General features: G+C 73.7%; 22 protein-coding genes and 1 pseudogene. 7 read left to right on the forward strand and 16 right to left on the reverse strand.

What is annotated here, in order from left to right; genetic code table 11:
- Nucleotide 1: 1 nt before the first annotated feature.
- Entirely contained in the window at nucleotides 2–385 is a 384-nt protein-coding gene (locus ACWH4W_RS04325; RefSeq protein WP_473074507.1) for a cold-shock protein, read from the reverse strand.
- Between the two features lie 163 nt (nucleotides 386–548).
- Here ACWH4W_RS04325 and ACWH4W_RS04330 point away from each other — a divergent pair, with 163 nt between their 5' ends.
- On the forward strand, nucleotides 549–821 hold the full coding sequence (locus tag ACWH4W_RS04330; protein WP_473074508.1) for a hypothetical protein: 273 nt from the start codon (nucleotides 549–551) through the stop codon (nucleotides 819–821).
- Here the strand turns inward: ACWH4W_RS04330 and ACWH4W_RS04335 are convergent.
- Nucleotides 803–1435 (reverse strand): HAD family hydrolase, encoded by a 633-nt coding sequence (locus tag ACWH4W_RS04335; protein ID WP_473074509.1) that lies wholly within the window; start codon nucleotides 1433–1435, stop codon nucleotides 803–805. The genes ACWH4W_RS04330 and ACWH4W_RS04335 overlap by 19 nt on opposite strands.
- A 31-nt stretch (nucleotides 1436–1466) precedes the next feature.
- Nucleotides 1467–2501 carry a hypothetical protein gene (locus ACWH4W_RS04340; protein ID WP_473074510.1) on the reverse strand — a complete coding sequence of 345 codons (1035 nt, stop codon included), beginning with the start codon at nucleotides 2499–2501 and terminating at the stop codon, nucleotides 1467–1469.
- 117 nt (nucleotides 2502–2618) lie between these two features.
- On the opposite strand from ACWH4W_RS04340, the gene ACWH4W_RS04345 reads away from it, so the two are divergent.
- Nucleotides 2619–5303, forward strand: coding sequence for a helicase-associated domain-containing protein (locus ACWH4W_RS04345; protein ID WP_473074511.1), 2685 nt, complete (start codon nucleotides 2619–2621; stop codon nucleotides 5301–5303).
- 150 nt (nucleotides 5304–5453) lie between these two features.
- Nucleotides 5454–7097 (forward strand): DNA repair helicase XPB, encoded by a 1644-nt coding sequence (locus ACWH4W_RS04350; protein ID WP_473074512.1) that lies wholly within the window; start codon nucleotides 5454–5456, stop codon nucleotides 7095–7097.
- Between the two features lie 18 nt (nucleotides 7098–7115).
- Here the strand turns inward: ACWH4W_RS04350 and ACWH4W_RS04355 are convergent, their stop codons facing one another.
- From ACWH4W_RS04355 to ACWH4W_RS04375, 5 genes and pseudogenes are all read right to left on the reverse strand, one after another.
- Nucleotides 7116–7499, reverse strand: a complete 384-nt coding sequence (locus ACWH4W_RS04355; protein WP_473074513.1) for a hypothetical protein — start codon at nucleotides 7497–7499, stop codon at nucleotides 7116–7118.
- 164 nt (nucleotides 7500–7663) lie between these two features.
- Complete coding sequence (locus tag ACWH4W_RS04360; RefSeq protein ID WP_473074514.1) at nucleotides 7664–8476, reverse strand: ABC transporter permease; 813 nt, start codon at nucleotides 8474–8476, stop codon at nucleotides 7664–7666.
- On the reverse strand, nucleotides 8473–9450 hold the full coding sequence (locus ACWH4W_RS04365; RefSeq protein ID WP_473074515.1) for an ATP-binding cassette domain-containing protein: 978 nt from the start codon (nucleotides 9448–9450) through the stop codon (nucleotides 8473–8475). The genes ACWH4W_RS04360 and ACWH4W_RS04365 overlap by 4 nt, the downstream gene beginning before the upstream one ends.
- Nucleotides 9451–9691: 241 nt before the next feature.
- A pseudogene (locus ACWH4W_RS04370) lies at nucleotides 9692–9874 on the reverse strand (hypothetical protein); the annotation flags it as partial.
- Between the two features lie 115 nt (nucleotides 9875–9989).
- Nucleotides 9990–10943, reverse strand: a complete 954-nt coding sequence (locus ACWH4W_RS04375) for an aldo/keto reductase family oxidoreductase (RefSeq protein ID WP_473074516.1) — start codon at nucleotides 10941–10943, stop codon at nucleotides 9990–9992.
- Nucleotides 10944–11045: 102 nt separating this feature from the next.
- Here ACWH4W_RS04375 and ACWH4W_RS04380 point away from each other — a divergent pair, with 102 nt between their 5' ends.
- Both ACWH4W_RS04380 and ACWH4W_RS04385 read left to right on the forward strand, forming a co-directional pair.
- Nucleotides 11046–11945, forward strand: coding sequence for a helix-turn-helix domain-containing protein (locus ACWH4W_RS04380; protein ID WP_473074517.1), 900 nt, complete (start codon nucleotides 11046–11048; stop codon nucleotides 11943–11945).
- Between the two features lie 140 nt (nucleotides 11946–12085).
- Entirely contained in the window at nucleotides 12086–14173 is a 2088-nt protein-coding gene (locus ACWH4W_RS04385; protein WP_473074518.1) for a HelD family protein, read from the forward strand.
- A gap of 20 nt (nucleotides 14174–14193) precedes the next feature.
- On the opposite strand, the gene ACWH4W_RS04390 is transcribed toward ACWH4W_RS04385, so the two are convergent.
- From ACWH4W_RS04390 to ACWH4W_RS04415, 6 genes are all read right to left on the reverse strand, one after another.
- Nucleotides 14194–14772, reverse strand: coding sequence for a DUF6368 family protein (locus tag ACWH4W_RS04390; protein WP_473074519.1), 579 nt, complete (start codon nucleotides 14770–14772; stop codon nucleotides 14194–14196).
- Nucleotides 14669–15328 (reverse strand): SMI1/KNR4 family protein, encoded by a 660-nt coding sequence (locus ACWH4W_RS04395; protein WP_473074520.1) that lies wholly within the window; start codon nucleotides 15326–15328, stop codon nucleotides 14669–14671. The genes ACWH4W_RS04390 and ACWH4W_RS04395 overlap by 104 nt, the downstream gene beginning before the upstream one ends.
- Nucleotides 15329–15390: 62 nt before the next feature.
- Nucleotides 15391–16080: a copper homeostasis protein CutC gene (locus tag ACWH4W_RS04400; protein ID WP_473074521.1), complete on the reverse strand. Its 690-nt coding sequence runs from the start codon at nucleotides 16078–16080 to the stop codon at nucleotides 15391–15393.
- Between the two features lie 125 nt (nucleotides 16081–16205).
- Nucleotides 16206–16883, reverse strand: a complete 678-nt coding sequence (locus ACWH4W_RS04405) for a maleylpyruvate isomerase family mycothiol-dependent enzyme (protein ID WP_473074522.1) — start codon at nucleotides 16881–16883, stop codon at nucleotides 16206–16208.
- Between the two features lie 82 nt (nucleotides 16884–16965).
- A complete protein-coding gene (locus ACWH4W_RS04410) occupies nucleotides 16966–17847 on the reverse strand; it encodes an alpha/beta fold hydrolase (protein ID WP_473074523.1) in 882 nt (293 codons plus the stop codon).
- 100 nt (nucleotides 17848–17947) lie between these two features.
- On the reverse strand, nucleotides 17948–20569 hold the full coding sequence (locus tag ACWH4W_RS04415; RefSeq protein WP_473074524.1) for an ABC transporter permease: 2622 nt from the start codon (nucleotides 20567–20569) through the stop codon (nucleotides 17948–17950).
- 244 nt (nucleotides 20570–20813) lie between these two features.
- On the opposite strand from ACWH4W_RS04415, the gene ACWH4W_RS04420 reads away from it, so the two are divergent.
- The gene (locus tag ACWH4W_RS04420) at nucleotides 20814–21455 is read left to right on the forward strand and encodes a TetR/AcrR family transcriptional regulator (RefSeq protein ID WP_473074525.1); all 642 of its coding nucleotides are present in this window, start codon (nucleotides 20814–20816) and stop codon (nucleotides 21453–21455) included.
- 253 nt (nucleotides 21456–21708) lie between these two features.
- Here the strand turns inward: ACWH4W_RS04420 and ACWH4W_RS04425 are convergent, their stop codons facing one another.
- Both ACWH4W_RS04425 and ACWH4W_RS04430 read right to left on the reverse strand, forming a co-directional pair.
- A complete protein-coding gene (locus ACWH4W_RS04425; RefSeq protein ID WP_473074526.1) occupies nucleotides 21709–21939 on the reverse strand; it encodes a DUF397 domain-containing protein in 231 nt (76 codons plus the stop codon).
- Nucleotides 21936–22781 (reverse strand): helix-turn-helix domain-containing protein, encoded by an 846-nt coding sequence (locus ACWH4W_RS04430; RefSeq protein ID WP_473074527.1) that lies wholly within the window; start codon nucleotides 22779–22781, stop codon nucleotides 21936–21938. Before ACWH4W_RS04430 ends, ACWH4W_RS04425 begins: the two co-directional genes overlap by 4 nt.
- 109 nt (nucleotides 22782–22890) lie before the next feature.
- Between ACWH4W_RS04430 and ACWH4W_RS04435 the strand changes: the two genes are divergently transcribed.
- Entirely contained in the window at nucleotides 22891–23391 is a 501-nt protein-coding gene (locus tag ACWH4W_RS04435; RefSeq protein ID WP_473074528.1) for an ATP-binding protein, read from the forward strand.
- Nucleotides 23392–23434: the final 43 nt, after the last annotated feature.

Genomic DNA, 23434 nt, shown 5'->3' on the forward strand with positions numbered 1-23434 from the left:
CTCAGACGTCGAGCTGGTCGGCGACCGCGCGGAGCAGGCCCGCGATCTTCTTGCCGGCCGCGCGGTCGGGGTAGCGGCCGCGCTCCAGCGACGGCGTGATGTTCTCCAGCAGCGTCGTGAGGTCCTGCACGATCGAGGCCAGCTCGTCGGGCTTCTTGCGCTGGGCGGCCGCGACCGAGGGGGTCGGGTCCAGGACGGTCAGGGAGAGTGCCTGGTCGCCGCGCTGTCCGGCGACCACGCCGAACTCCACGCGCTGGCCCGGCTTCAGGGCCTCGACTCCGGCGGGAAGGACCGAGGAATGCACGAAGACGTCGCCGCCGTCGTCACGGGAGAGAAAGCCGAAGCCCTTTTCAACATTGAACCACTTGACTTTGCCGGTGGGCACGTCTGTCCTCGTCCTCGTACTCGTCGGGAAACTGCATCGGAAAACGGCTCTCGATAGCACTCGGGCGGGCCCGATGACCCGCCGGTACCCAGGCTAATGGTCCTCGGGCCGGTGACAAGACGTCACCGCGTCGTTCCCTCGCGCAGGGAACTACCCTGGTCCGGTGCGTGACAAAACCCAAGCGAATTCCGCCGCGCCCGGTGACGGCCTGGTCCGTGCCGGCGCCATCGTCTTCTTCATCGGCGCCGTGGCCACTCTGGTCACGGTCGCCCCGCTGTTCCTCGGCACGACACCCTTTCCGACGTACATGTTCGGACTGAGCATGCTCATGGGGGTCGGATTCGCCGTCGCCGGTGCCGGAGTGCTGCGTTCCGTCGCCGCGGGGCGGCGGCGGGCGCGGGCGGGTGCGGTGTCCGGTCAGCCGTCCGAGCAGTAGTCCGAGAACCAGCGGGGGAATTCCGTCAGATCGGTGAGGACGGCGTCCGCGCCGGCCTCCCGGAGTTCCGCGGCGTCGCACGGGCCGGTGGCCACCGCGACCGACACCGCGCCGGCGGTGCGCGCCCCGCGCACGTCGCCGGTGTGGTCGCCGACGTACACGGACGCGCCGTGCTCGCGCAGCGCCAGCGCCTTCCGCTCGGCCCACAGGTCGCCGATCACGGCGTCCGGCTCGATGCCGAGGTGCGCCAGGTGCAGCTTGGCGTTGGGCTCGTACTTCGCGGTCACCACGATCGCCCGGCCGCCCCGCGCCCGCACGGCGGCCATCGCCTCCCGCGCGCCGGGCAGCGCGGGCGTCGGCGTGATCGCGTACTCCGGGTACATCGCCCGGTACAGCTCCGCCGTCTCGGCGATCCGTTCGGCCGGGAACCAGTTCGCCAGTTCGTCCGCCAGCGGCGGCCCGAGCCGGCTGACCGCGAGGTCGGCGTCGACGTACGTCCCGGTCCGCTCGGCCAGCGCCCGGTAGCAGGCCCGGATCCCGGGCCGCGAGTCGATGAGGGTCATGTCGAGGTCGAACCCGACGGTGGGCGGGGCGGGCGGGGTCGTGGAAGCCATGTGCGCCATTGTGCGACACCGTGGGTCGCGGTCAGCGTTCGCGTTGGGAGCGCCAGACCAGGAACAGGGCCGAGGCGATCGCCGCCGTGCGGATGATCCAGGGCCAGGTCTCGGTGAGGGCCGCGTTCATCTGGCCCTCCGGGACGGGGGCGCCCCAGCGGCCCGCGGTGCGGCCCCAGAGCCAGACCATGCCGCCGACGAGGGAGAGGCCCGGGAGGACGACCACCGCCGCCTTGACCTCCGCCGGGGTGAGACGGCGGGAGGCGTAGGCGATGAGCCAGCCGAGGATCAGGGCGAACCAGTTGCCCAGCACCGCGCCCGCGACCAGCGAGGCCGCGGCGACCAGCAGCAGGGGGTTGCTCCAGCGGCGGGACGGCAGGAGCGGCAGGCGGCGGCGTGCGGGGGCGGGGGGCGCTTCGGCCGCCCCGGTGGCGGCCGGTTCCTCGGGGGCGGGCTCCTCCCGCGTCGGGGGCTGTTTGAGGAGCTCGGGGATCTCCACGCCGCCGACGAAGCCGGGCACCTCGTCGCCCACGCCGAACGGGCTGTCGTCCACCCGCCACCAGTCGGGCCGGGTCGCGCTGTCGCCGAGTTCGTCGGCGCCGGCGCGGTGCGGCGGGGACGGCGCGTCGGCCGGAGCGGCGGGCGGGGGCGCGGGGGTGGACGGGCGGGGGCGGGGGACGACCTTGCGCAGCATGCCGCCCACGGAGCCGCCGGGCCTGGGCGCGGCGGACTTCGACGCGGTGGTTCTGGACGCGGTCGGCTCGGCGCTCCGCTCCGGTTCGCGCTGCACCGGCACGGCCGTCGGCTGCTGCGACGCGCCCGGCGCGGAGCCGGTCGCCGGGTCCTCCGCCGCGGCGACCACCTCGGTCGGCGTGCCGATGCGGGCGATGATGCGGCGGACGGCCGCGGGCGAGTCGACCACGGCCTTGGCGCGGCGCCGGTCGATCTCGTCGCGCAGCTCCGCGACCAGCCGCATCCGTGCCGCCGACGGCAGTTGCCGTTGCTGCGCCACGTCGCCGACACGGCTCAGATACTCGTAGACGACCTGGTCGCTCTCGATACCCACGAAGTCCCCTCCGGGACGGATGCGTCGGGACACCGTCGCCCGACGGTACCGCGACGGCGGCGGGCCGGCCCAACTCCCGGCACGTCCCGGACGCACCCACCCGCTAACGTGAGGCGGATGAGCACCGAGGAGAACCCCGCGGCGACGACCCCCCGTTCCCTCGCCGAGGCGCTCCGGGGGCGGGACGACGCCTCGCTGGCCGCGCTCCTGCGCAGCCGGCCGGATCTCATCACGCCCGTGCCCGCCGACCTCACCCAGCTCGCCACCCGTGCGGGCACGCGCGCCTCGGTGGTCCGCGCGCTGGAGCGGCTCGACCGGTTCGCGCTGCAGACCGCGCAGGCGCTGGCGGTGGCGTCGGAGCCTGCGGCGTACGGGGAGCTGCTGGGGCTGATGGCGGGTGACGACGGCGACCCGGCGGTGTCCGCGGCGCTGCCGCACGCCCTCGGCACGCTCCGTGAACAGGCCCTGGTGTGGGGCGGTGACGACCGGCTGCGGCTGGTGCGCACCGCCCGTGAGCTGCTCGCGCCGTCGCCGCAGCACCCGTCGCCGACCGGTCTGGGCCCCACCGTGCGGGAGGCGGCCGCGGGGATCTCGCCGGGCCGCGTCCAGGAGATCGTGGCGGCTGCCGGGCTGCCGTCGACGCACGACCCCGTCTCCGCCGTCGCGGCGCTGACGGACCTCTTCAGCGATCCGGAGCGGATGTCCGCGCTGCTCGACCAGGCGCCGAGCGAGTCGGTGGAGGTGCTGGAGCGGCTGGTGTGGGGTCCGCCGTACGGGCAGGTGACCGCCGATCCGGCGCCCCGGCTGCGGTGGCTGCTGGACCGGGGTCTGCTGCTGCCGACGGCGCCCGGCACCGTGGTCCTGCCCCGCGAGGTGGCGCTGCGGCTGCGCGCCGGGCGGGCGCACCGGACGACGGAGCCGGTGCCGCCGCCCGTGGAGGCGGCCGCCGCGCACCGCCCTCAGATCGTGGACGCGACGGCGGCGGGCCAGGCGTACACGGCGCTGGCGACGGTGGAGGAGCTGCTGAAGGACTGGCACGAGGGCGGTCCCGCGGTGCTGCGGGCCGGCGGGCTGAGCGTGCGGGACCTGAAGCGGACCGCCGGGGCGCTGGACGTGTCCGAGCCGGTGGCCGCGTTCTGGGTCGAACTGGCCTACGCGGCCGGGTTGCTGGCGTCCGACGGGGGCGCGGGCGCCTCCCGCTCCGCCAAGGGAGGGGAGGAGGAGCGGTACGCGGCGACCCCGGCGTACGACGAGTGGCTGGAGCGGCCGGCCGGTGAGCGGTGGGCACGGCTGGCGACGGCGTGGCTCGCGGCGACCCGGACGCCGGGGCTGGTCGGGGAGCGGGACGCGAAGGACCGCACGCTGTCCGCGCTGGGCCCGGGTCTGGACCGTTCGGCCGCTCCGGAGGTGCGGCACCGGGTGCTGGCCCTGCTGGCGGGGCTCCCGGAGGGCGCCGCGCCGCACACCGGGTCGGTGCTGGCGCGCCTGCGCTGGGAGCGGCCGCCGCGCGTGGTCCGCACCGGGGACGGCGCGCCCGCTCCGTACGCCCGCCGGACGCCGGGGCAGCCCGCCGAGGGGACGCGGGAGCACCCGGACGAGCAGGGGTACGGGAGCGGCGGGGACGGGGACGACCTGCGGTCGCGGCTCGCCCGCTGGGCGCTGGCCGAGGCGGAGATGCTCGGCGTCACCGGGCGCGGCGCGCTCTCCTCGCACGGGCGGGCGCTGATCGGCGCGCCCGCGCCCCGGCGCCCGGAGGCGGAACCCGAGCCGGCGGGGCCGGGCGACAAGCTGCCCGTGCACCACCGGCGGGTCCCGCCGCCGCCCGCCCTCTCCCCCGCCGAGCGGGCGACCGCCGCCGCGGCCGCCGCCCGGCTGCTCGAACCGCTGCTGCCCGAGCCGCTGGAACACGTGCTGCTCCAGGCCGATCTGACGGCGGTCGCGCCGGGCCCGCTGGAGCGGCCGCTCGCCGAGATGCTGGGCGTGCTGGCGGACGTGGAGTCGAAGGGGGGCGCGACCGTCTACCGGTTCACGCCCGGCTCGGTGCGGCGCGCCCTGGACTCCGGGCGGTCGGCCGCCGACCTGCACGCCTTCCTCGCCGCGCACTCCCGCACGCCGGTGCCGCAGCCGCTGGCGTACCTCATCGACGACGTGGCCCGTCGGCACGGGCACCTGCGGGTGGGGGCCGCCTCCTCGTACGTGCGCTGCGACGACGACGCGGTGCTGGACGAGATCCTCGCCGACCGGCGCGCCGCCGAGCTGGGCCTGCGGCGGCTCGCCCCGACGGTGCTGGCCGCGCGGACCGACCCGGTGGGGCTGCTGGAGGGGCTGCGCGCGATGGGGTTCGCGCCGGCCGCCGAGTCGGCGGAGGGCGACGTGCTGATCACCCGTGCGGACGCCTACCGCACGCCCCCGCGCACGCCCCCCGAGCCGGTGCCGGACGGGCCGCCCGTCCCGGACGACACGCTGCTCTCGGCGGCGGTCCGCGCCGTCCGCGCGGGCGACCTCGCCGCCACCGCGCCCCGCAGGCCGGCCGGCGGCGGCCCGGCGGGCGCGGTGCGCGGCGAGCTGCCCCGCACGACCGCCGCCGAGACCCTGGCCACCCTCCAGGCCGCCGTCCTCACCAACGACACCCTGTGGATCGGTTATGTGAACGCCGAGGGGGCCGCCAGTCAGCGCGTCATCGCGCCCGTCCGCGTCGAGGGCGGCTTCGTGACGGCCTACGACCACACGGCCGACGAGGTCCGCACGTACCCGCTGCACCGGATCACGGGGGTGGCGGAACTGGCGGACGACGCCGGCTGACGGCCGGCCGGGGCGTCCGGTGGCGAAGGTCACGTGCGCCCCGGGGCTCGGGGTCGCGCGACGGGCGGTCCGGGTGGAATGCCGTCGGGCAGACTGGACGTTTGGCCGTGCAGTGCCCGTGCCGAGCCCGTCGCAGAAAGGCAGCCGCGCGTGAATGGTCCGCTCATCGTCCAGTCCGACAAAACCCTGCTCCTGGAGGTCGACCACGAGCAGGCCGACGACTGCCGTCGCGCCATCGCGCCGTTCGCCGAACTGGAGCGGGCCCCCGAGCACATCCACACCTACCGGGTGACCCCGCTCGGCCTGTGGAACGCGCGGGCCGCCGGACACGACGCCGAGCAGGTCGTCGACGCGCTGGTGCAGTACAGCCGCTACCCCGTGCCGCACGCGCTGCTCGTCGACATCGCCGAGACGATGGACCGCTACGGCCGGCTCAGCCTGGTCAAGCACCCCGCGCACGGCCTGGTCCTCACCACCACCGACCGCCCGGTGCTGGAGGAGGTGCTGCGCTCCAAGCGCGTCGCCCCGCTCGTCGGCGCCCGCATCGACCCGGACACGGTCGCCGTGCACCCCTCCGAGCGCGGCCAGATCAAGCAGACCCTGCTGAAGCTGGGCTGGCCCGCCGAGGACCTCGCCGGGTACGTGGACGGCGAGGCGCACCCGATCGAGCTGGCCGAGGACGGCTGGGCGCTGCGCCCGTACCAGAAGCAGGCCGTGGAAAACTTCTGGCACGGCGGCTCCGGCGTCGTCGTCCTCCCCTGCGGCGCCGGCAAGACGCTGGTCGGCGCGGGCGCGATGGCGCAGGCGAAGTCGACCACGCTGATCCTGGTCACCAACACCGTCTCGGCCCGGCAGTGGAAGCACGAGCTGGTGAGGCGGACGTCGCTGACCGAGGACGAGATCGGCGAGTACAGCGGCACGAGGAAGGAGATCCGCCCCGTCACCATCGCCACCTACCAGGTGCTGACGACGAAGCGGAAGGGCGTCTACCCCCACCTGGAGCTGTTCGACTCCCGTGACTGGGGCCTGATCGTCTACGACGAGGTGCACCTGCTGCCCGCGCCCGTCTTCAAGTTCACCGCCGACCTCCAGGCCCGCCGCCGGCTCGGTCTGACGGCGACCCTGGTGCGCGAGGACGGCCGCGAGTCGGACGTGTTCTCGCTGATCGGCCCGAAGCGGTTCGACGCGCCGTGGAAGGAGATCGAGGCGCAGGGCTACATCGCGCCCGCCGACTGCGTGGAGGTCCGCGTCAACCTCACCGACTCCGAGCGGCTGGCGTACGCGACGGCCGAGCAGGAGGAGAAGTACCGCTTCTGCTCGACGACCGCCACCAAGCGACGGGTGACGGAGGCGATCGTCCGCCGGTTCGCGGGGCAGCAGATCCTGGTCATCGGCCAGTACATCGACCAGCTCGACGAGCTGGGCGAACACCTGGACGCGCCGGTCATCAAGGGCGAGACGTCCAACGCCCAGCGGGAGAAGCTGTTCGAGGCGTTCCGGCAGGGCGAGCTGAGCGTGCTGGTGGTGTCGAAGGTCGCGAACTTCTCGATCGACCTGCCGGAGGCGACGGTCGCCGTCCAGGTGTCCGGCACCTTCGGGTCCCGGCAGGAGGAGGCGCAGCGGCTGGGCCGCGTGCTGCGGCCGAAGGCGGACGGCCACCAGGCGCACTTCTACTCCGTGGTCGCCCGCGACACCGTCGACCAGGACTTCGCGGCGCACCGCCAGCGGTTCCTGGCCGAGCAGGGGTACGCCTACCGGATCGTGGACGCGGAGGAACTCCTCGCCGAGAGCTGACCGGCCGACCGTCGCACGTCACCCCTCGGGCAGGTGGAACACCAGCGCGAGGACGGTCAGCCAGGGCAGCAGCGACAGTCCGGCCAGCCAGAGGCGCGGCACCGTCCAGCGGCGGGTCCGGGGCAGCAGCCACGCGGCGGCGCAGGCGGCCACGCCGAGGAGACCGCCGAGGGCCAGGGTGCCGTGCACGACGTCGAGGGCGGTCGTCAGGGCCGGCGAGCAGTCGTCGGGACCGCAGCTGTCCGTCGCCATGACGGAGAGCGCCCCGAACAGCAGCGCGAGCGGCGCCAGTACCGACCCGAGCGCGGTGGCCACGGCGGGCGCCACCCACGCGCGGGGGTCCCGCTCGGCCCGGTACTGCCGGTCCGGCGGGACGTCGGGTGCGGCGCTGTTCCGGTTCATGCGGCCAGTGAAGCGGCCCCGGGCGACAGGCGCACCGGGGCCGCTACTCAATCCGGCGGGCGTACGCGTACTCAGACGGTCCGCCCGCGGGGCCGTCGTCCGTTCTTCGGGTCGCGGGTGCCTCGTTCGGGGCGGCGGGTGGTTCGCCTCGGGTCGCGGGCGGCTCACTTCGGGTCGCGGGCGAACGAGGACGTCGACCAGACGTAGCCGAGCACCACCAGCGCCACGCACCAGGCCACGGCCAGCCACCCGTGGTGCCCGATCCCGCTGCCCAGCAGCAGCCCCCGCAGGGTCTCGATGGCCGGTGTGAACGGCTGGTACTCCGCGACCGGCCGGAACCACCCCGGCATCCCCTCGACCGGGACGAACGCGCTGGACAGCAGCGGCAGCAGGATCAGCGGGGTCGCGTTGTTGCTGGCGGCCTCCGCGTTCGGGGCGCCGAGCCCCATGCCGACCGCGATCCAGGTGAGCGCCGTCGCGAACAGCACCAGCAGACCGAAGGCGGCCAGCCACTCCAGCGCCGTGGCGTCCGTCGAGCGGAAACCGATCGCCACGGCGACCGCGCCCACGACGACCACGCTCAGGACGGCCTTCAGCACGCTGCCGACCACGTGCCCGACGAGCACCGAGCCGCGGTGGACGGCCATCGTGCGGAAGCGGGACACGATCCCCTCCGTCATGTCCATCGACACGGACACCGCGGTGCCGATCGCGGTGGAGCCGATGGTCATCAGCAGCAGCCCGGGCACCAGGTAGGCGACGTACGCGGACCGGCCGCCGCCGCCCAGCCCCGCGCTCATCACGTCCCCGAAGACGTACACGAAGAGCAGGAGCAGCATGACCGGCGTGAGCAGCAGGTTGAGGGTGAGGGACGGGTAGCGCCGCGCGTGCAGCAGGTTGCGGCGCACCATCGTGGACGAGTCGCGCAGGGCGAGGGAGAGGCCGCTCGGGCGGGCGGGGGTCTGCAGGGCACTCATCGGACGGTCTCCTTCGAGGGGGCGGAGGGCGGGGCGGGGACGGCGGCGCCTCCGGTGAGGGCGAAGAAGACGTCGTCGAGGTCGGGGGTGTGCACGGTCAGCTCGTCCGCCTCCACACCGGCGGAGTCGAGCCGGTCGAGCACGGCGCGCAGTTCGCGCTGGCTGCCGCCGCTGGGGAGGCTCAGGGTCAGGGCCGCGTCGTCCGGGGCGGCCCCGGACAGGACGGCGGCGGCGGACCGGTAGCCGGCCGGGTCGGTGAAGCGGAGCCGGACGTGTCCGCCGGGGACGATCCGCTTCAGCTCCTCCGCGGTGCCGTCGGCGGCGATCCGGCCGTCGTGCAGGACGGCGATGCGGTGGGCGAGCTGGTCGGCCTCCTCCAGGTACTGGGTGGTGAGGAAGACGGTCACCCCGCCGGTGACCAGCTCGCGGATGATGCCCCACATGGTGTGACGGGAACGGGGGTCGAGTCCGGTGGTCGGCTCGTCCAGGAAGATGATCCGCGGATTCCCGACCAGGGTCATGGCGATGTCGAGCCGGCGCTTCATGCCGCCCGAGTAGGTGGACGCGGGCTTCTTCGCCGCCTCGGCGAGGTCGAAGCGTTCCAGCAGCTCGGCGGCGACCCGCCGGCCCTCGCGGCGGGGCAGGTGGTGCAGGTCCGCCATCAGCAGCATGTTCTCCTCGCCGCTGATCAGACCGTCGACGGCGGAGAACTGTCCGGTGACGCCGATCGCGGCCCGCACGGCCTGCGGGTCGGCGGCGAGGTCGTGCCCGCCGACCCGCAGGTCGCCCGCGTCCGCGCCGACGAGCGTGGAGAGGATCTTGACGACCGTGGTCTTGCCCGCGCCGTTCGGCCCGAGCAGGGAGAAGACCGTGCCTTCCGCGACGGCGAGATCGACGCCGTCGAGGACGGTCCTGTCGCCGTACGACTTGCGCAGCCCGCTCGCCGCGATGGCGAGGGGAGTGTCGGACCGCATGGGGTCTCCTTTGCGTCGCAGCGTGTTTCTGATATCGAAAACGCTACGGTGCGTTCACTGAACGGGCAACGCACTTATTGCACAGGAAACACATTCGCGCAGTTCAGAGCTATTAAATTGTTGCAATACCTTGCAGAACAATGCAATAGGACAAGGTGCAGTCGTTGCAATGAAAAGAAGGCGAACGCTATGCCTGCGCGGGCGCGCGAGCTGCCGCACGCGGTGCCGGAGGGAGGAGCTGGCGGCGGCGGACGCCGGCCTCCGGGCCGTACTCGCCGAGGACGATCACGTCGAGGGCCGCGCCGAGGAACACCTTCACGGCGCGCAGGGCGTCACCGACGCGGTGCGGGTGACTGCCCCGGGCCGGGGCGGCGCCGCTCGGGCGGACCGGCGGACTCGTGGGGTGCACGGTGGCTGCGCTCATGTGCCCCTGGTTGCCCTCCGGCCCGGTACGGGCGTCGGCCCACGGGACCGGACCGTCGGGCCGCCGCGTACACCCGCGGAACGAGCCGTCCCTCTCCGGCAGGACGGGGCCACCCCTAGGGGGTGGCGGCCCCCGGGGCGCCCCCGATCGTGTCGAGGGCGGCCAGGTCCTCCTCGGTCAGGGTGAGGCCCGCGCCGGCGACGTTCTCCCGCAGGTGCGCCACCGACGACGTGCCCGGAATCAGCAGGATGTTCGGCGAGCGGTGCAGCAGCCAGGCGAGGGCGACCGCCATCGGCCGCACGCCGTGCCGGTCGGCCACCGCCGACAGCGTGGCCGACTGAAGGGGCGTGAACCCGCCGAGCGGGAAGTACGGCACGTACGCGATGCCCTGCTCCGCGAGCCGGTCGATCAGGTCGTCGTCCTGCCGGTGGGCGAGGTTGTAGAGGTTCTGCACGCAGACGAACGGCGCGATGGTCTCCGCCTCGGCGACCTGGGCGGCGGTCGCGTTGCTCAGGCCGAGGTGCCGGATCAGGCCCTCCCGCTGCAGTTCGACGAGGGTCTCGTACGCCTTCGCCGGCGAACCCGGCCGCGGTCCCGTGGCGTCACCGAGCCGCAGGTTGACCAGGTCCAGGGTGTCGACGCCGAGGGTCTCCAGGTTCTCGTGGACGGCGCGGCGCAGGTCGTCGGGTTCGCGGGCCGGGGGCCAGCCGCCGTCGGCGTCCCGGCGCGCGCCCACCTTGGTGACGATGTGCAGCGTCTCCGGGTACGGGTGCAGGGCCTCGCGGATCAGCCGGTTGGTGACGTGCGGGCCGTAGGCGTCGGCGGTGTCGATGTGGGTGATGCCGAGGCGCACGGCCTCGCGCAGCACGGCGAGGGCGCCCTCGTGGTCGGCCGGCGGGCCCATCACGCCGGGCCCGGCGAGCTGCATGGCGCCGTACCCGAAGCGGGTGACGGTCAGGTCGCCCATCGTCCAGGTGCCGCCGGGGAGGGTGGTCGGCTCCGTGGTCGTGGTCGGCTCCGTGGTCGTGGTCGGACCCGTGGTCGTGGTCGTGGTGCGCGATGTGGTCATGTCCCCACGGTCCGCCGTGGGCGGCGGCCCGCCCAGTTCCCCGCCGGTCCTGGGAGTGACAGGACCAGGATCGGAACGCCCCGCCCTCTTACGCTGGGACGCATGTCTGAGGAGAACCGGCTCGGTGACTACCTCCGGGCGCGCCGGGAGCAGGTGACCCCGGCCGACCTGGGGCTGCCGTCCCACGGCGTGCGCCGGGTGCCCGGACTGCGCCGCGAGGAGGTCGCCCTGCTCGCGGGCATCAGCTCCGACTACTACCTGCGGCTGGAACAGGGCCGCGACCGCAATCCGTCCGCGCAGGTCCTCGACGCGCTCGCCCGGGTGCTGCTGCTCGACGACACCGCCACGGCGTACCTCCACCAGCTCGCCGCGCCCCGGCCGCGCGCCCGGCGCCGGCCGTCCCGGCGGCCCGCCGTCCCGCCGGCCACGGCGCAGCTGCTGGAGTCGATCGGGCTGCCGGCGTTCGTGACGGACCGGGCCCTCGACGTGATCGCGGTGAACCCGCTGGCCGCCGCGCTGGTGCCGACCCTGCGGGTGGGGGAGAACCGGCTGCGGTCGTTCTTCCTCGACCCGGCCGAGCGGGATCTGCACGCGGACTGGCCGGCCACGGCCGCGCAGTGCGTCGCCGTGTTCCGGAAGCGGCTGGGGCCGGACGCGGACGATCCGCGGGTGGTGCGGCTCGTCGGCGAACTCTCGCTGGCGAGCGCGGAGTTCCGGAAGGTGTGGGCCCGGCACGACGTGCGGCCGGTCGTGGACAAGCCGATCCGGATGAACCACCCGCAGGTCGGCGAGCTGAGCCTCACCCTGTCCAAGCTGGACGTCGACGGCCCGGACGGGCTGGCGCTCGCGGCGTACCACGCGGCGCCGGGCAGCGAGGACGCGGAGCGGCTGGCGCTGCTGGCGTCCCTGGCGACGGGGCCGGCGCGGCGCGGCGTGTCGGGCGCGGACCGCCGTACGGGGCGCGCGGAAAACCGTTTGGACCGCCCCCGCCCCACGACCTAGAATCTCCGCTCTCTTCCCGCCTCCCTCACGGAGCGCCGCCGTCCGGACGGAAACCGGCCGGCATTCCTTCCCCGCGGCACACCCGCAGCAGGTCTTTCGGAGGCACCCCCTTGTCCGCGTCCGCGCCCGTAGACGAGCCCGTGAACGACCCCGTGGACGGTCCCACCGCCCCGGCCGACGACCCCCTCGCCCGCGAACGCGCCCACCTCGCCGCGTCCCGCGCCGCCCTGCGCGCCATGCGGGAGGACGTGGAGGCGCTCGACATCCGCGACGTCACGGCCAACTGGGTGAACGCGGAGGTGCTGCAGCACCAGATCGACGAGCGGATCAAGGCGCTGGCCGACCTCAGCGACACCCCGCTGTTCTTCGGCCGCCTCGACCACCTGCACGCGCCGGGCGCGGAGCGGGCCGAGGGGGCGGAGGGCGAGCACCCGCAGCCGGAGGCTGCTTACCGAACACTGCACATCGGGCGCCGGCACGTGCACGACGCGGACGGCGACCCGATGGTGATCGACTGGCGTGCGCCGGTGTCGCAGCCGTTCTACCGGGCGTCCAAGAAGGACCCGATGGACATCGGGCTGCGCCGCCGCTTCGGCTACACCGGCGGCGACCTCACCGCGTACGAGGACGAGCACCTCTCCGACCCGGCCGAGGCGGCGACCACCAGCAAGCTGCTCCAGCAGGAGATCGAGCGCCCGCGCGTCGGCCCGATGCGCGACATCGTCGCCACGATCCAGCCGGAGCAGGACGAGATCGTACGGTCCGGGCTGTCGGGCAGCGTGTGCGTGCAGGGCGGCCCCGGCACCGGCAAGACGGCCGTCGGCCTGCACCGGGTCGCGTACCTCCTCTACGCCCACCGCGAGCGCCTGGCCCGTACGGGCACCCTGGTCGTCGGCCCGAACCGCTCCTTCCTGCACTACATCGAGCAGGTGCTCCCCGCGCTGGGCGAACTCACCGTCGCCCAGGCCACGGTGGACGACCTGGTGGCGCACGTGGAGGTGCGCGGCACGGACGACGCGACGGCGGCGACGGTCAAGGGCGACGCGCGCATGGCCCGGGTCCTGCGCAAAGCCCTCTACTCCCACGTCACGATGCCGGCGGAACCGGTCGTGGTCGTGCGCGGCTCCCGCCGCTGGCGCGTCCCGGCGTACGAACTCGAGAAGATCGTGCGGCAGTTGCTCGGCCGGGACATCCGTTACGGCGCGGCCCGGGAGGCGCTGCCGCAGCGGATCGCGCACGCGGTGCTGGTGCGGATGGAACGGGCGGGCGAGGCGCCGGACGACCGGGTGCAGGACGCGGTGGCGCGCAACGCGGCGGTGAAGGCGGCCGTGAAGGCGGTGTGGCCGGCCGTGGACCCGGCGAAGCTGGTGCTGCGGCTGCTGGGGGACGCGGAGTTCCTGGCGGAGCACGCGGAGGGGCTGCTCGACGAGCAGGAGCAGAAGGCGATCGTCCGGGCGAAGCCGGCGCGTTCGGTGAAGTCGGCGACGTGGTCGGCGGCGGACGCGGTGCTGATCGACGAGGCGGCGGACCTGATCCAGCGCACGCCCTCGCTGGGGCACGTGGTGCTGGACGAGGCCCAGGACCTCTCCCCCATGCAGTACCGGGCGGTGGGCCGGCGCTGCACGACCGGCTCGGCGACCGTGCTGGGCGACCTGGCGCAGGGCACCACGCCGTGGGCGACGCGCAGTTGGGAGGAGGCGCTGACCCACCTGGGCAAGCCGGATGCCGTGATCGAGGAGCTGACGGCGGGCTTCCGTGTCCCCACGGACGTCATCACGTACGCCTCCCGCCTGCTCCCGCACATCGCCCCGGGCCTCACCCCGGTCGCGTCGATCCGGGAGAACCCGGGCTTCTTCGAGGTGCGCCGCTCCTCCGGCCCGGATGACGTGCTGGCCGCGTGCCGCGAACTGCTGTCCCGCGAGGGCTCGGTGGGCCTGATCGCGGCGGACCCGCGCATCCCGGACCTGACGCGGGCCCTGGCATCGGCGGGCCTCCCCCACGTGGCCCCCGGCGAGGAGACGACGGGGACGACCCGCCTGACCCTGGTCCCGGCCTCCCTGGCGAAGGGCCTGGAGTACGACTACGTCCTCCTGGACGAACCCCGGGCGATCGTCGACGCCGAACCCGACGAACGCACGGGCCTCCGCCGCCTCTACGTCACCCTGACCCGCGCGGTGTCGGGCTTGGTCGTCACGCACTCGGCACCGCTGCCGGCGCAGTTGACGTGACCGGGCCCAGTGGTCGGCCGCTACTTGACCAGGTGAAACGCTGGATGCCGCAACCAGGCCCGCAGGAACTCCACGTCCCCGACGTGCCGATGCCACCGGGTTCCGCCTCCGGTGTCGTAGGAGACCTCGGTGACAGTCCCCGGCAGGGAGGCGACCAGGGTCCTGGCCCTGTCCAGGAGCGCCGTGTCGCCCGTGTCGTCACGCGGGGTGCGGTAGCCCAGGACGCCGTCGAAGTCGACCAGCGCACCGAGGCGTTCGGCGAGGCCGAGGGCCAGATGACCGAGCATCCGGTCATTCACCGGGCCCGAACTCCCGGCACCGAGCACCAGCCCTCGCACCGGCGGCTGCGGGAAAGCCGAGTAGTCCTCGTCCTCCGCCGGTATCTCCTCGTCCTCCGCCAGAAAGAACGCCCCGGCGTCGGCGGGATCCCACGCGGGCGACCCCACGGCCGCGCCGTCCCGCACCCAGAAGTCCAGATCGCCGTCGACCCTGGTCTCAACCGGGTCGCAGAAGCTTCCCAGCCACGGGACCACATCGGCCAGAACGTCCCCGAACTCGCGCGCCTCGGACAGCCACAGCCCGACCGCCGGCCCCGCCATGCCGCTTCCTCCCCACGATGACATCCGACACCACCTGAACGAACCCGACTTCGCCGTCGGTGCGGAACCCGGCCAGGGCGCGCTCCAGCAGCGACAGGAACTGCCGGAGATCATCAGCCACTCGGTCGAACTCGGGTTCGCACAGCGAGGCGGTCCGCGTCCGGCGCATCACGCCGTCGGACCCGGCAACGTAGGACAGACCGCCACCGTTGGTGCCGATGACCAGCCCACCGCCTTTCGGCCCCGTACCGGGACCGACGGCGCCGTCCTGCTCGAACCGCGCCAGCACATCGGCTGCCGGCTCGATGAAGCAGCCGTTGCCGACGTCCGGCCAGCTGAGCTCGCCGACGCTCTCGTAGAAGGTGACCAGGTCGGCCGGAACGACGTCGATCCGGGCGAGCGCGCGGGCCGCGGCCCGGTCAGCCGGCCGGACCTCGTGGGCCGACGGAGGGAAGCCGTGCCGTTCCTCGAACTCGTCCGTCATCGCGGCCAGCACGTCCGAGACGCGGCCGGTCCACGAAGCCAGCCAGGCGGGCGACAACGCACGGGCGCTCATGGGGCGGAATCATGGCATGAGCCGCAGAGACCCACACCCGTCCGGCCTCGGGGACGTCCCTCCTACTCCCCCAGCACCCCCCGCCACCGCGCCACGGCCTCCGCCGACACCGGCCCGGTCCAGCCCTCCGGGCGGGCCGCGCCGCCGATGTGGAAGGCGTCCACCCCCGCGTCCAGCAGACCCGGTACGTGTTCCAGCCGCAGGCCCCCGCCCACCAGCAGCTGCTGGCCGTACCCGGGCTCGCCGCGCCGGCCCGCCTCCGCGCACAGGACGGGCAGGCCCGCGTCCACGCCCGCCGCCGAGCCGGCGGTCAGGTAGGTGTCCAGACCGGGGAAGTCCGCGAGCTGCTTGCGCACCGCGGCGCGGTCGGCCGCGTGGTCGATGGCGCGGTGGAACGTCCACCGGCAGCCCTCCAGCTCGCCCGCGACCCGCTCCACCGCCGCCAGGTCCACCTGGCCGTCCGCGTCGAGGAAGCCGAGGACGAACTCCTCCGCCCCCGCCTCCCGCATCTCGCACGCCGCCGTCGCCAGCCGTTCCACCGCGCCCGCCGCGAAGCCGTCCGCCAGCCGCAGCATGACCCGGACCGGGATGTCCACGGCGGCGCGGATCGCCGTCACCGTCGCCGCGGCCGGCGTCAGCCCGTCCGCCGCCATGTCGGTGACCAGCTCGAGACGGTCCGCCCCTCCCGCCTGGGCGGCGACGGCGTCCTCGACGTCGAGGGCGATCACCTCCAGCACTGCACGCTTGCTCATGGGGCCCCATTCGTCGGTTCGGAACGGCTCCTACAGGTCTAGTCCAATCTAAGCCTACGCTCGGCCCCCGACCTGCGGTCCGCCCACCCGCCGACCGCGCCCGGTCACTCGGTCGTCCGGTCCGCTCAGCCGAAGATGTCCAGCTCCGCCGCCTCCACCCCCGCCAGCTCGTACGACACCCCGTCCACCGGGCGTCCCGCGTACAGCCGCATCAGCGTCGGCCCGTCCCCGATGAAGCGCGCCGGGGGCCGCTCCCCGGAGACGTCGCCCAGCCGCACCGGCTCGTCCACGTCGTCCAGGTCGGCGTGCAGCGGCAGGTGCCCCCGCGCACGGGTGACCTGCGCCAGCAGGGCGAGCGCGAACGGCAGCCCCGCGCCCGCGTACGCCCCCGGCTCCCCGAGTGCGACGCGCACGTCCCCGGCGTGCACCCACTCGCCGAGCGCCACCGCGTCCAGCGGTCCGTCCGCCTTCGCGATGACCGGCCCGGCCCCGGTCATGCCGCGTTCCAGTTCGTCGAGGATCCGGGCGTTGCTCCAGCCGGCCCGCTCGTCGATGTCCCGCTGGTTGCTCGCGGGCGAGAACACGTCCTTGTCGTACCGGCTCTCCACCACCCGGGACAGCGCCGCCGAGCAGTGCGCCAGCACGTCCCGCACCGTCCAGCCCGGACACGCCGTCACCGGCAGCGCGAAGTCGCCCTCGTCCCTCCCCCGCAACAGCGGGAGCAGCGCGTCCCGCTCGACGCTCAGCAGCCGTCCCGGCAGTTCGGGGTCCCGTACCTCGTGCACATCCGCAGGAGTCGTCATGCCGTCCACGCTAGGCCCTGCGTCACCGCCGGGACGGGAATCGCCCGGGAACGGCCGCGGGAGTCACCCCGGCCCGCACCGGTCACGAGCGGGCGGACGGGGCCGTGAGAGCCGCGAGTTCACCGAGGAGCCGGGCCGCCGGCGCCGGGTCCACCAGCCACTTCAGGTGGCTGCTCGGGAGGGTGCGGACGTCGTACGGGTTGTCCGGCGTCAGCTCGTCGCCCTCGCGGATCAGCCGGTCCTGCAGAGCGAGCGGCATGCTCGCGTCGTCGGCCAGCCGGACGAAGGTCTTCGGGATCCTGCCCCAGGTCGCGGCCTGCGCCCGGTCGGCGGAGGTGCCGACGTCCAGGTTCTCGTCGGGCTGGAAGGTGCTGAGGAAGGCCAGGAGCTCCTCGTCGGTGCCGTCGGCGAGGAAGGCCGCCTTGAACGCCGCGAAGGCGGCCGGGTCCGCGGTGCGGAAGTTGACCCGGAGCAGGCCGAGTTCGGCGGGATTCCCGGCTGCCGCCAGGGCCAGGGAGGCGGCGTCCACCTCGGCCATCTCCGGCTCGGCGTAGTAGTCGCCCGCGTCGAGCGCGACCGGGCACCAGGCCGCGACGTAGACGATGCGGTCGATCAGGTCGGGCCGCGCGTTGGCCGCCGCGGTGGCCGTGACGCCGCCGCGGCTGTGGGCGACGAGGATCACCGGGCCGTTCCGCTTCGCCCGCTCCAGGATCCCGATCAGGTGCGCGGCGTTGTCGGCGAGCGTGACGCCCTTGATCACGCCGGGCGCGGTGGCGAGCCCTTCGGGGTCCTGCGGCGCCTGGTAGGCGCGGGTGTAGGTGGCTCCGAAGCCGTGGCCGGGCAGGTCGACGGCGACCGAACGGTGCCCGAGGAGGCCGAGTTCGGCCTGGAGCGGCGCGAAGGAGAAGGAGTTGGCGAAGGCCCCGTGGACCAGGACGAACGTCGGTTGCACCTGGCTGCTCACTTCTTGCGGTCTCCTTCAGGCCGGGGCCCGCGCGGCGTGCCCCGGCGAGGAGCCCGCCGGGGTGGTGTGCGGGCGGCGATTCGCGCTCCGGCGGGTCACACTACTCAGGGGAAGATCGTCCGCACCAGCAGTTATCAGCCCTTCCGCTTGTGTACGTCGCCCTGACGTGCGGGCGGGGACGCCCCGCCGAACGGGAACGCGCGTCGGCCGGCGCACTGCAACGTGCCCGGCACGCCGCCGGCGTCCGCCTGTCGCGCGGGAAGGACGACCGCCCCGGCCGTGACGGGCTTCCCCGGTCCGCACCTGCGCTCCGGCTCACCCAGGGGGACCACGGCGGGGCCGGAGGCGGGCGTTCCCGCCCGGTGCCCCCCGGGGAGCCGCCGGCGGGAGGCCGGACGCACGACGCCGCAGCCCCCGTGCGAGGGCTGCGGCGCCGGGCGGCCGGGTCCCCCGGCGCGTCGGGAGACCCGGACCGCCGGGTCAGTGCGCCAGCGCGGGCTCCGCGTCGTCCACGTCGTCGGCGTCGCCCTTCTTCGGGGCGCCGGCGGTGACGCCGTCCTCGGGCGTGCCGGAGCCGAGGTTCCCGGAGGCGGCCGGCGGGTGCGGCGCCTTCTTCTCCCGGCGGGCCAGCCACAGGTCCACCAGGAGTCTGCAGGACCAGTCCGGCCCCGCCCCAGACGGCGATGGTCAGGAGGTTGCCGCCGATGCCGTGACCGTCGAAGTAGACCAGCGAGCGGACGGTGTCCACGGCGGCCGGCAGCGGCAGGACGTCCTGGAGGGGGCGGAACACGTCCGGCACCATGTAGAGGGACATGCCGCCCCCCGAGGCGGGAACGCCGGCGAGCATCAGGACCAGCATCACGGGGATGATGGCGGCGAGGCCGAACGTCCGGGTGAAGGCGCCGGTCACCAGCGAGACGCAGAAGATGGTGACCGCGCCGAAGCCGATCATCTCGAGGGCGTGGCCGTTGACGGCTCCGATCAGGACGTCGAAGAGGAACCACAGCCACAGCGCCATGCCGGCCGCCCAGCCGGCGAGCTTCCCCACGAAGTGACGCAGCCGCGTCAGCTCCGGCGCCCCGCCGCGCAGCACCGCCATGATCAGGAAGCCCGCCATGATCCACGACATGCCCACGTACATGCTGTTGCTGCCCATGGTGTCGTTCTCGGTCAGCGGCTTGACGTCGGTCAGTTCCAGGGGGATCTTCTGGCCGGCGGCGACCTGCTGGAACACCGACCGCAGCGCCGTCTGCTGGCTGAATCCGGCCGCCGAGGAGCTGTGGAGGACGGCGGCGCCGTCCGCCGTGGACGGCAGGACGTAGGCGCCGACGATCTCCTGCTCGAGGATCTGGTCCTTCGCCGCGTCGACGGAGGTACCGGTCCGGATGTCGAGTACGGCGCCGAGCTGCGGCTTCAGCCCTTCCGCCGTCCGCTCCGCCTGTGCGGCGTCGGCGGCGACGACCACCACGGGCATGTCGTGGAGCTCCGGGCGGTGCATCGCGGCGCTCATGCTGCCGACCACGCCCACCAGAATGGCCAGCGGGAAGGCGACCGCGGCGAAGTAGCGGACCTTCGGCGACCGCACGGGGCCGCCGGACAGCGCGGGCAGCGGGGTGCTCGCGTCCTCGACCGGAGGCGCGGCCGGGATCACGGTCCCGGAGCGGCGCTCCTTCAGCAGCGCGAGCAGGAAGGCGGCCACGATCCACCCGGCCAGCGGCGCCAGGTGGCCGACGACGCCCCGGTCGTCGAAGTACAGCAGGGAACGCAGGGCCTCGCCCGCGGCGGGCAGGGGCAGCACCCCGTGCAGCCACTGGAAGAAGCCCGGCATGCTGTGGACCGAGAGCGCCAGGTTGGACGCGGGCATGCCGAAGACGACCCACAGCAGCATCCCGAACAGGACGGCCAGCGGCCCGACGAGCTTGGTGAAGAGGAGCTGCGTCATGCCGACCGCGCCGACGGTCAGCATGCCGACGCCGAGGAACTGCAGGTAGTGGCCGTCCACCGCGCCCACGACCGGGCCGAGGATGGTCCAGATGACGGTGCTGGTCACCGCCGCCCAGCCGATGAGGAGCGGGACGAACCGCCGCAGGGTCAGCAGGAACGGCAGGGACATCGTCAGCACGCTCAGCGGCACGTAGCCGGCCAGCATCATGCCCATGCCCGCGAAGAGGACCGCGACGCCCGACAGGTCGCCGTCGGGGAGCGGGGCCGCGTCCTCGGTGGTGATCCGCCACTGGTTCTCGGCGGCCACCGGGGTCAGCAGTTGCTGGACCGTGCTCGCCGCGGAGGCGCCCCCGGCCGACGCCGTGTGGATCACGGCCTCGCCCCGGCCCCCCGCGGGTATCTCCAGGGCTCCGGAGACCTCGCGGTCCTTGATCAGGTCGAGCGCCTCGCCGACGGTGGCGACCAGCCGCGGTTCGAGGGGGTCGCCCGGCAGGGAGTCCAGGGCGGCGACGGTCTTCTCCGCCACCTGCCCCGAGCCCACGACGGCCACCGGGACGTCCTTCGGGGCGGGCGCGTGCATGGTCCCGACGTAGGTCGCGTACATCATCGTCACCATCAGGAAGGGCATGGCGAAGAGGGCGACGTAGCGGCCGATCCGGGTCTTGCGGTCTTCCACCCGGGGCGCGCCGGGCAGGCCTGGGCCGCCGGTCGGGGCGGCGGCGCCGGACCGGCCGGGTGAGGGGCCGCCGGCGGGCGGGGCGGGGGTGGAGGGTTCCACGAAGTCTGGCTCCTTGTCGGACTCGTCGGAGACGGGCAGGGCCGAGGTGAGGCCGGGCGGCCGGCTCGGCCGCGGAGAGGTGCGGTGGTCGCGGGCCCCGGGCCCGGCAGCGGACCGGCACCCCAGGACTAAGTCACACGACTTACGAACGAGCTTCTAATGTAAGTCACGCGCCTTACGTTCGCGGACGTGGGTTACGTTGGCGGTTCCGCAGGGCGCGGTCAGCAGGAGATGACGACTACCGATGGCCAGATCAGAGGCGGCGCGCACCGCGCTGCTCGACGCCGCCGAACGCCTGTTCGTGCAGGTGGGCATGTCCCACGTCTCGGACCGCAAGATCGCCGAAGCCGCCGGGAACACCAACCACTCGGCCGTGGGCTACTACTTCGGCGGCCGCGAGGGCCTGCTGCGCGCCCTGCTCACCCGCCACCTGCGTGACCTGGAGGAACCCCGCCGGGCGATGTTCGAGCGCTCCGACTCACTCCTGGACGACGTACGCGCCCTCGTGGTGCCGGTGACCGACGCCCTCGCCGAGCTGCCGCAGCCGACCTGGCGGGCGCGGTTCGTCAGCCAGGCGATGCACGATCCCACCGCCACGCACCTGCTCCACGGCATGGCCGAGGACGCGCCGACCGCCACGCTGATCGTCCGGTCGGTGATCTCCCGCCTCGACCACCTGCCCCGGGAGATCGTCCGCGGCCGGGCGCTGCTGATGACCCGCGTCGTCATGACGTGCTGCGCCGACATGGAGGAGCGCGCCGAACGGGACGGCCGGACGCCGCACTGGCACGCCGCCGGCGACTTCCTGTCGGACGCCCTCACCGGGATGCTGACGGCTCCGGTGAACAGGCGCCCGGCCGGGGCCGAGGGGGGCCCCGTCTTCTGAGGCGCGGGGAGAGGGAAGGGACCGGGTCGCGGACGCTGCTCGCCCCCTCCGTCCGCGTCCGGACAGCACCAGGGGCCGAGCGTCCGGCCGCTGCCCGCCTCGTCGATGGAGCACGGGTACGACGGTCCCTCCCGGAAAACACTCGGGCCGCTCCCGAAGGAGCGGCCCCAGGACCTGGTGCAGCCATGTGCACCGTGTGTTGTTCGCTACCGTCGATGCCGCCAAGACGGACGGAAGCTGGTCAAGCCGACCGTCACGCCATGTTGGCGTCTGTCTTCTTCCAGTGAGCGTGACGCGCGTGAGCGACGAAGGCGGACCAGGCGGCGGGGGCCACCGTGAAGGCGCCCTGGCCTGTGTCCTTGGAGTCGCGGACGTGGACGGAGGCGGGGAGGGTGGCGACCTCGATGCAGTCGCCTCCGGCACCACCGCTGTAACTGGACTTGAACCAGTTGAGCGACTGGCCCTTGAACTGCTCGCTTGTCATGAGTCTCCTTGCAGCAGCTTCTCGATGCGGCGCAGGGACTCCTTCGGGGTCAGCGCCTGAGCCCGGATGATTCCATAGCGCGCCGCGATGCCACGGACGATTTCCCTCTCGGTGATCACCCGACCGCTTCCCTGGCTCTCCAAGTAGGCCACCTGCTCCCCTCCTTCCGGCACCATCAACGTGAACGGACCGTCCACGCAAGCATGGTCGGTTGCTCCGGTCGGCATCACCTGGATCTCTACGTTCGGGTTCCGGCCGGTAAGGAGCAAGTGTTCAAGCTGCCCCCGTAGCACCTCGGAACCGCCGATGGGCCGTTGGAGAACAGCCTCTTCCAGGACGAAGCTGAGCACTGGCGCGGGCATACGGCCGAAGAGCTTGTGCCGCGCTAGCCGCGCCGACACCATCTGTTCGATCTCCGCCTCGTTCCGGCGCGGGCGCCACACCGTGAACATCGTCCTGGCGTAGGCCTCGGTCTGGAGCATGCCCGGCACGATCAACGGCGCGTACTGATGGAACTCGACTGCGGTCTCCTCGATCCGCGCAGCATCCCGGAAGAAGGCCGGGTACCGCGTCAGGGCGACCGCTCGCTTCATCGCAAGCAGAACCCCGTCCGCCTCAAGCAGCGTGTCCAGTTTCTCGATGGTGTCCGGCCTGGCGATACGCCGGCCCTGCTCGATCGCGGCGATCTGCGCCTCGCTGTATCCGATGAGCGGGCCGAGGGCGGCCTGGGTGAGACCGGCACGTTCCCGAAAGAGTTTGATCTGTCTGCCGAAGCACCGCAGAAGCTCGTCGGCAGGATCCTGGCCGCGCGCCGCGACCGCCTGTTCCGGAACCTGCACCATGGGCCACCCCTGTTCCTGCCCTCACAGACACATTCGGCACCCTTACAGCCACACTGTGTAAGGGCGTGGTTGCTGGTCACCGTACGTACACCGCACAAGGCTCGCCCCCATGACGACCGAAAATCCCCCCATCGAGCGCACCGGGCAGCCCTCAGCCCACGCCGAAGAGTTCTCCATGTGCTTCACCTCCACCCCGCGAGGCGCCCGCCTGGCCCGGCGGCTCGCTTCCCACCGCTTGGACGCCTGGGGTTTCCCGTACGAGTCCGAGGTGAACGAGACCGCGACGCTGGTCGTGGCCGAGCTCACCGCCAACGCGGTGACCCACGGCCGTGTTCCGGGCCGCGACTTCCGCCTGAGCCTGACGCTGACGGCCGCCCGCGGCCTTGTGCGCATCGAGGTCACCGACACCCGAGACGGTGGCTTGCCGTCGGCCCGGCCCTGTGCTCCTCAGGATGCCGAGGCGGAGGAGGGCCGCGGCCTCTGGTTGGTCTCCTGCCTGGCGAGCCGGCTGTCCGTCGGGCCGCGCGAAGAGGGAGGGCCGGGCAAAACGGTACGAGCCGAGCTGGACCTCTGCGGCGAAGTCCCCGCGGTCAACCGAGTCCCGGAGTGACCGGATGACCGTGCGGTGCTGACGTGAGCGGTCCGGGCCCGGA

The organism is Streptomyces sp. DSM 120436 (genome assembly GCF_055778765.1).

Excerpts from the sequence above, each read along its gene's own strand:
- ACWH4W_RS04435 (WP_473074528.1), top strand. The coding sequence starts at position 22,891 with ATGACGACCGAAAATCCCCCCATCGAGCGCACCGGGCAGCCCTCAGCC.
- ACWH4W_RS04395 (WP_473074520.1), bottom strand. The coding sequence starts at position 15,328 with ATGAGCGCCCGTGCGTTGTCGCCCGCCTGGCTGGCTTCGTGGACCGGC.
- ACWH4W_RS04335 (WP_473074509.1), bottom strand. The coding sequence starts at position 1,435 with ATGGCTTCCACGACCCCGCCCGCCCCGCCCACCGTCGGGTTCGACCTC.
- ACWH4W_RS04390 (WP_473074519.1), bottom strand. The coding sequence starts at position 14,772 with ATGGCGGGGCCGGCGGTCGGGCTGTGGCTGTCCGAGGCGCGCGAGTTC.
- ACWH4W_RS04380 (WP_473074517.1), top strand. The coding sequence starts at position 11,046 with ATGTCTGAGGAGAACCGGCTCGGTGACTACCTCCGGGCGCGCCGGGAG.
- ACWH4W_RS04400 (WP_473074521.1), bottom strand. The coding sequence starts at position 16,080 with ATGAGCAAGCGTGCAGTGCTGGAGGTGATCGCCCTCGACGTCGAGGAC.
- ACWH4W_RS04425 (WP_473074526.1), bottom strand. The coding sequence starts at position 21,939 with ATGACAAGCGAGCAGTTCAAGGGCCAGTCGCTCAACTGGTTCAAGTCC.
- ACWH4W_RS04360 (WP_473074514.1), bottom strand. The coding sequence starts at position 8,476 with ATGAGTGCCCTGCAGACCCCCGCCCGCCCGAGCGGCCTCTCCCTCGCC.
- ACWH4W_RS04365 (WP_473074515.1), bottom strand. The coding sequence starts at position 9,450 with ATGCGGTCCGACACTCCCCTCGCCATCGCGGCGAGCGGGCTGCGCAAG.
- ACWH4W_RS04405 (WP_473074522.1), bottom strand. The coding sequence starts at position 16,883 with ATGACGACTCCTGCGGATGTGCACGAGGTACGGGACCCCGAACTGCCG.
- ACWH4W_RS04375 (WP_473074516.1), bottom strand. The coding sequence starts at position 10,943 with ATGACCACATCGCGCACCACGACCACGACCACGGGTCCGACCACGACC.
- ACWH4W_RS04355 (WP_473074513.1), bottom strand. The coding sequence starts at position 7,499 with ATGAACCGGAACAGCGCCGCACCCGACGTCCCGCCGGACCGGCAGTAC.
- ACWH4W_RS04430 (WP_473074527.1), bottom strand. The coding sequence starts at position 22,781 with ATGGTGCAGGTTCCGGAACAGGCGGTCGCGGCGCGCGGCCAGGATCCT.
- ACWH4W_RS04345 (WP_473074511.1), top strand. The coding sequence starts at position 2,619 with ATGAGCACCGAGGAGAACCCCGCGGCGACGACCCCCCGTTCCCTCGCC.
- ACWH4W_RS04420 (WP_473074525.1), top strand. The coding sequence starts at position 20,814 with ATGGCCAGATCAGAGGCGGCGCGCACCGCGCTGCTCGACGCCGCCGAA.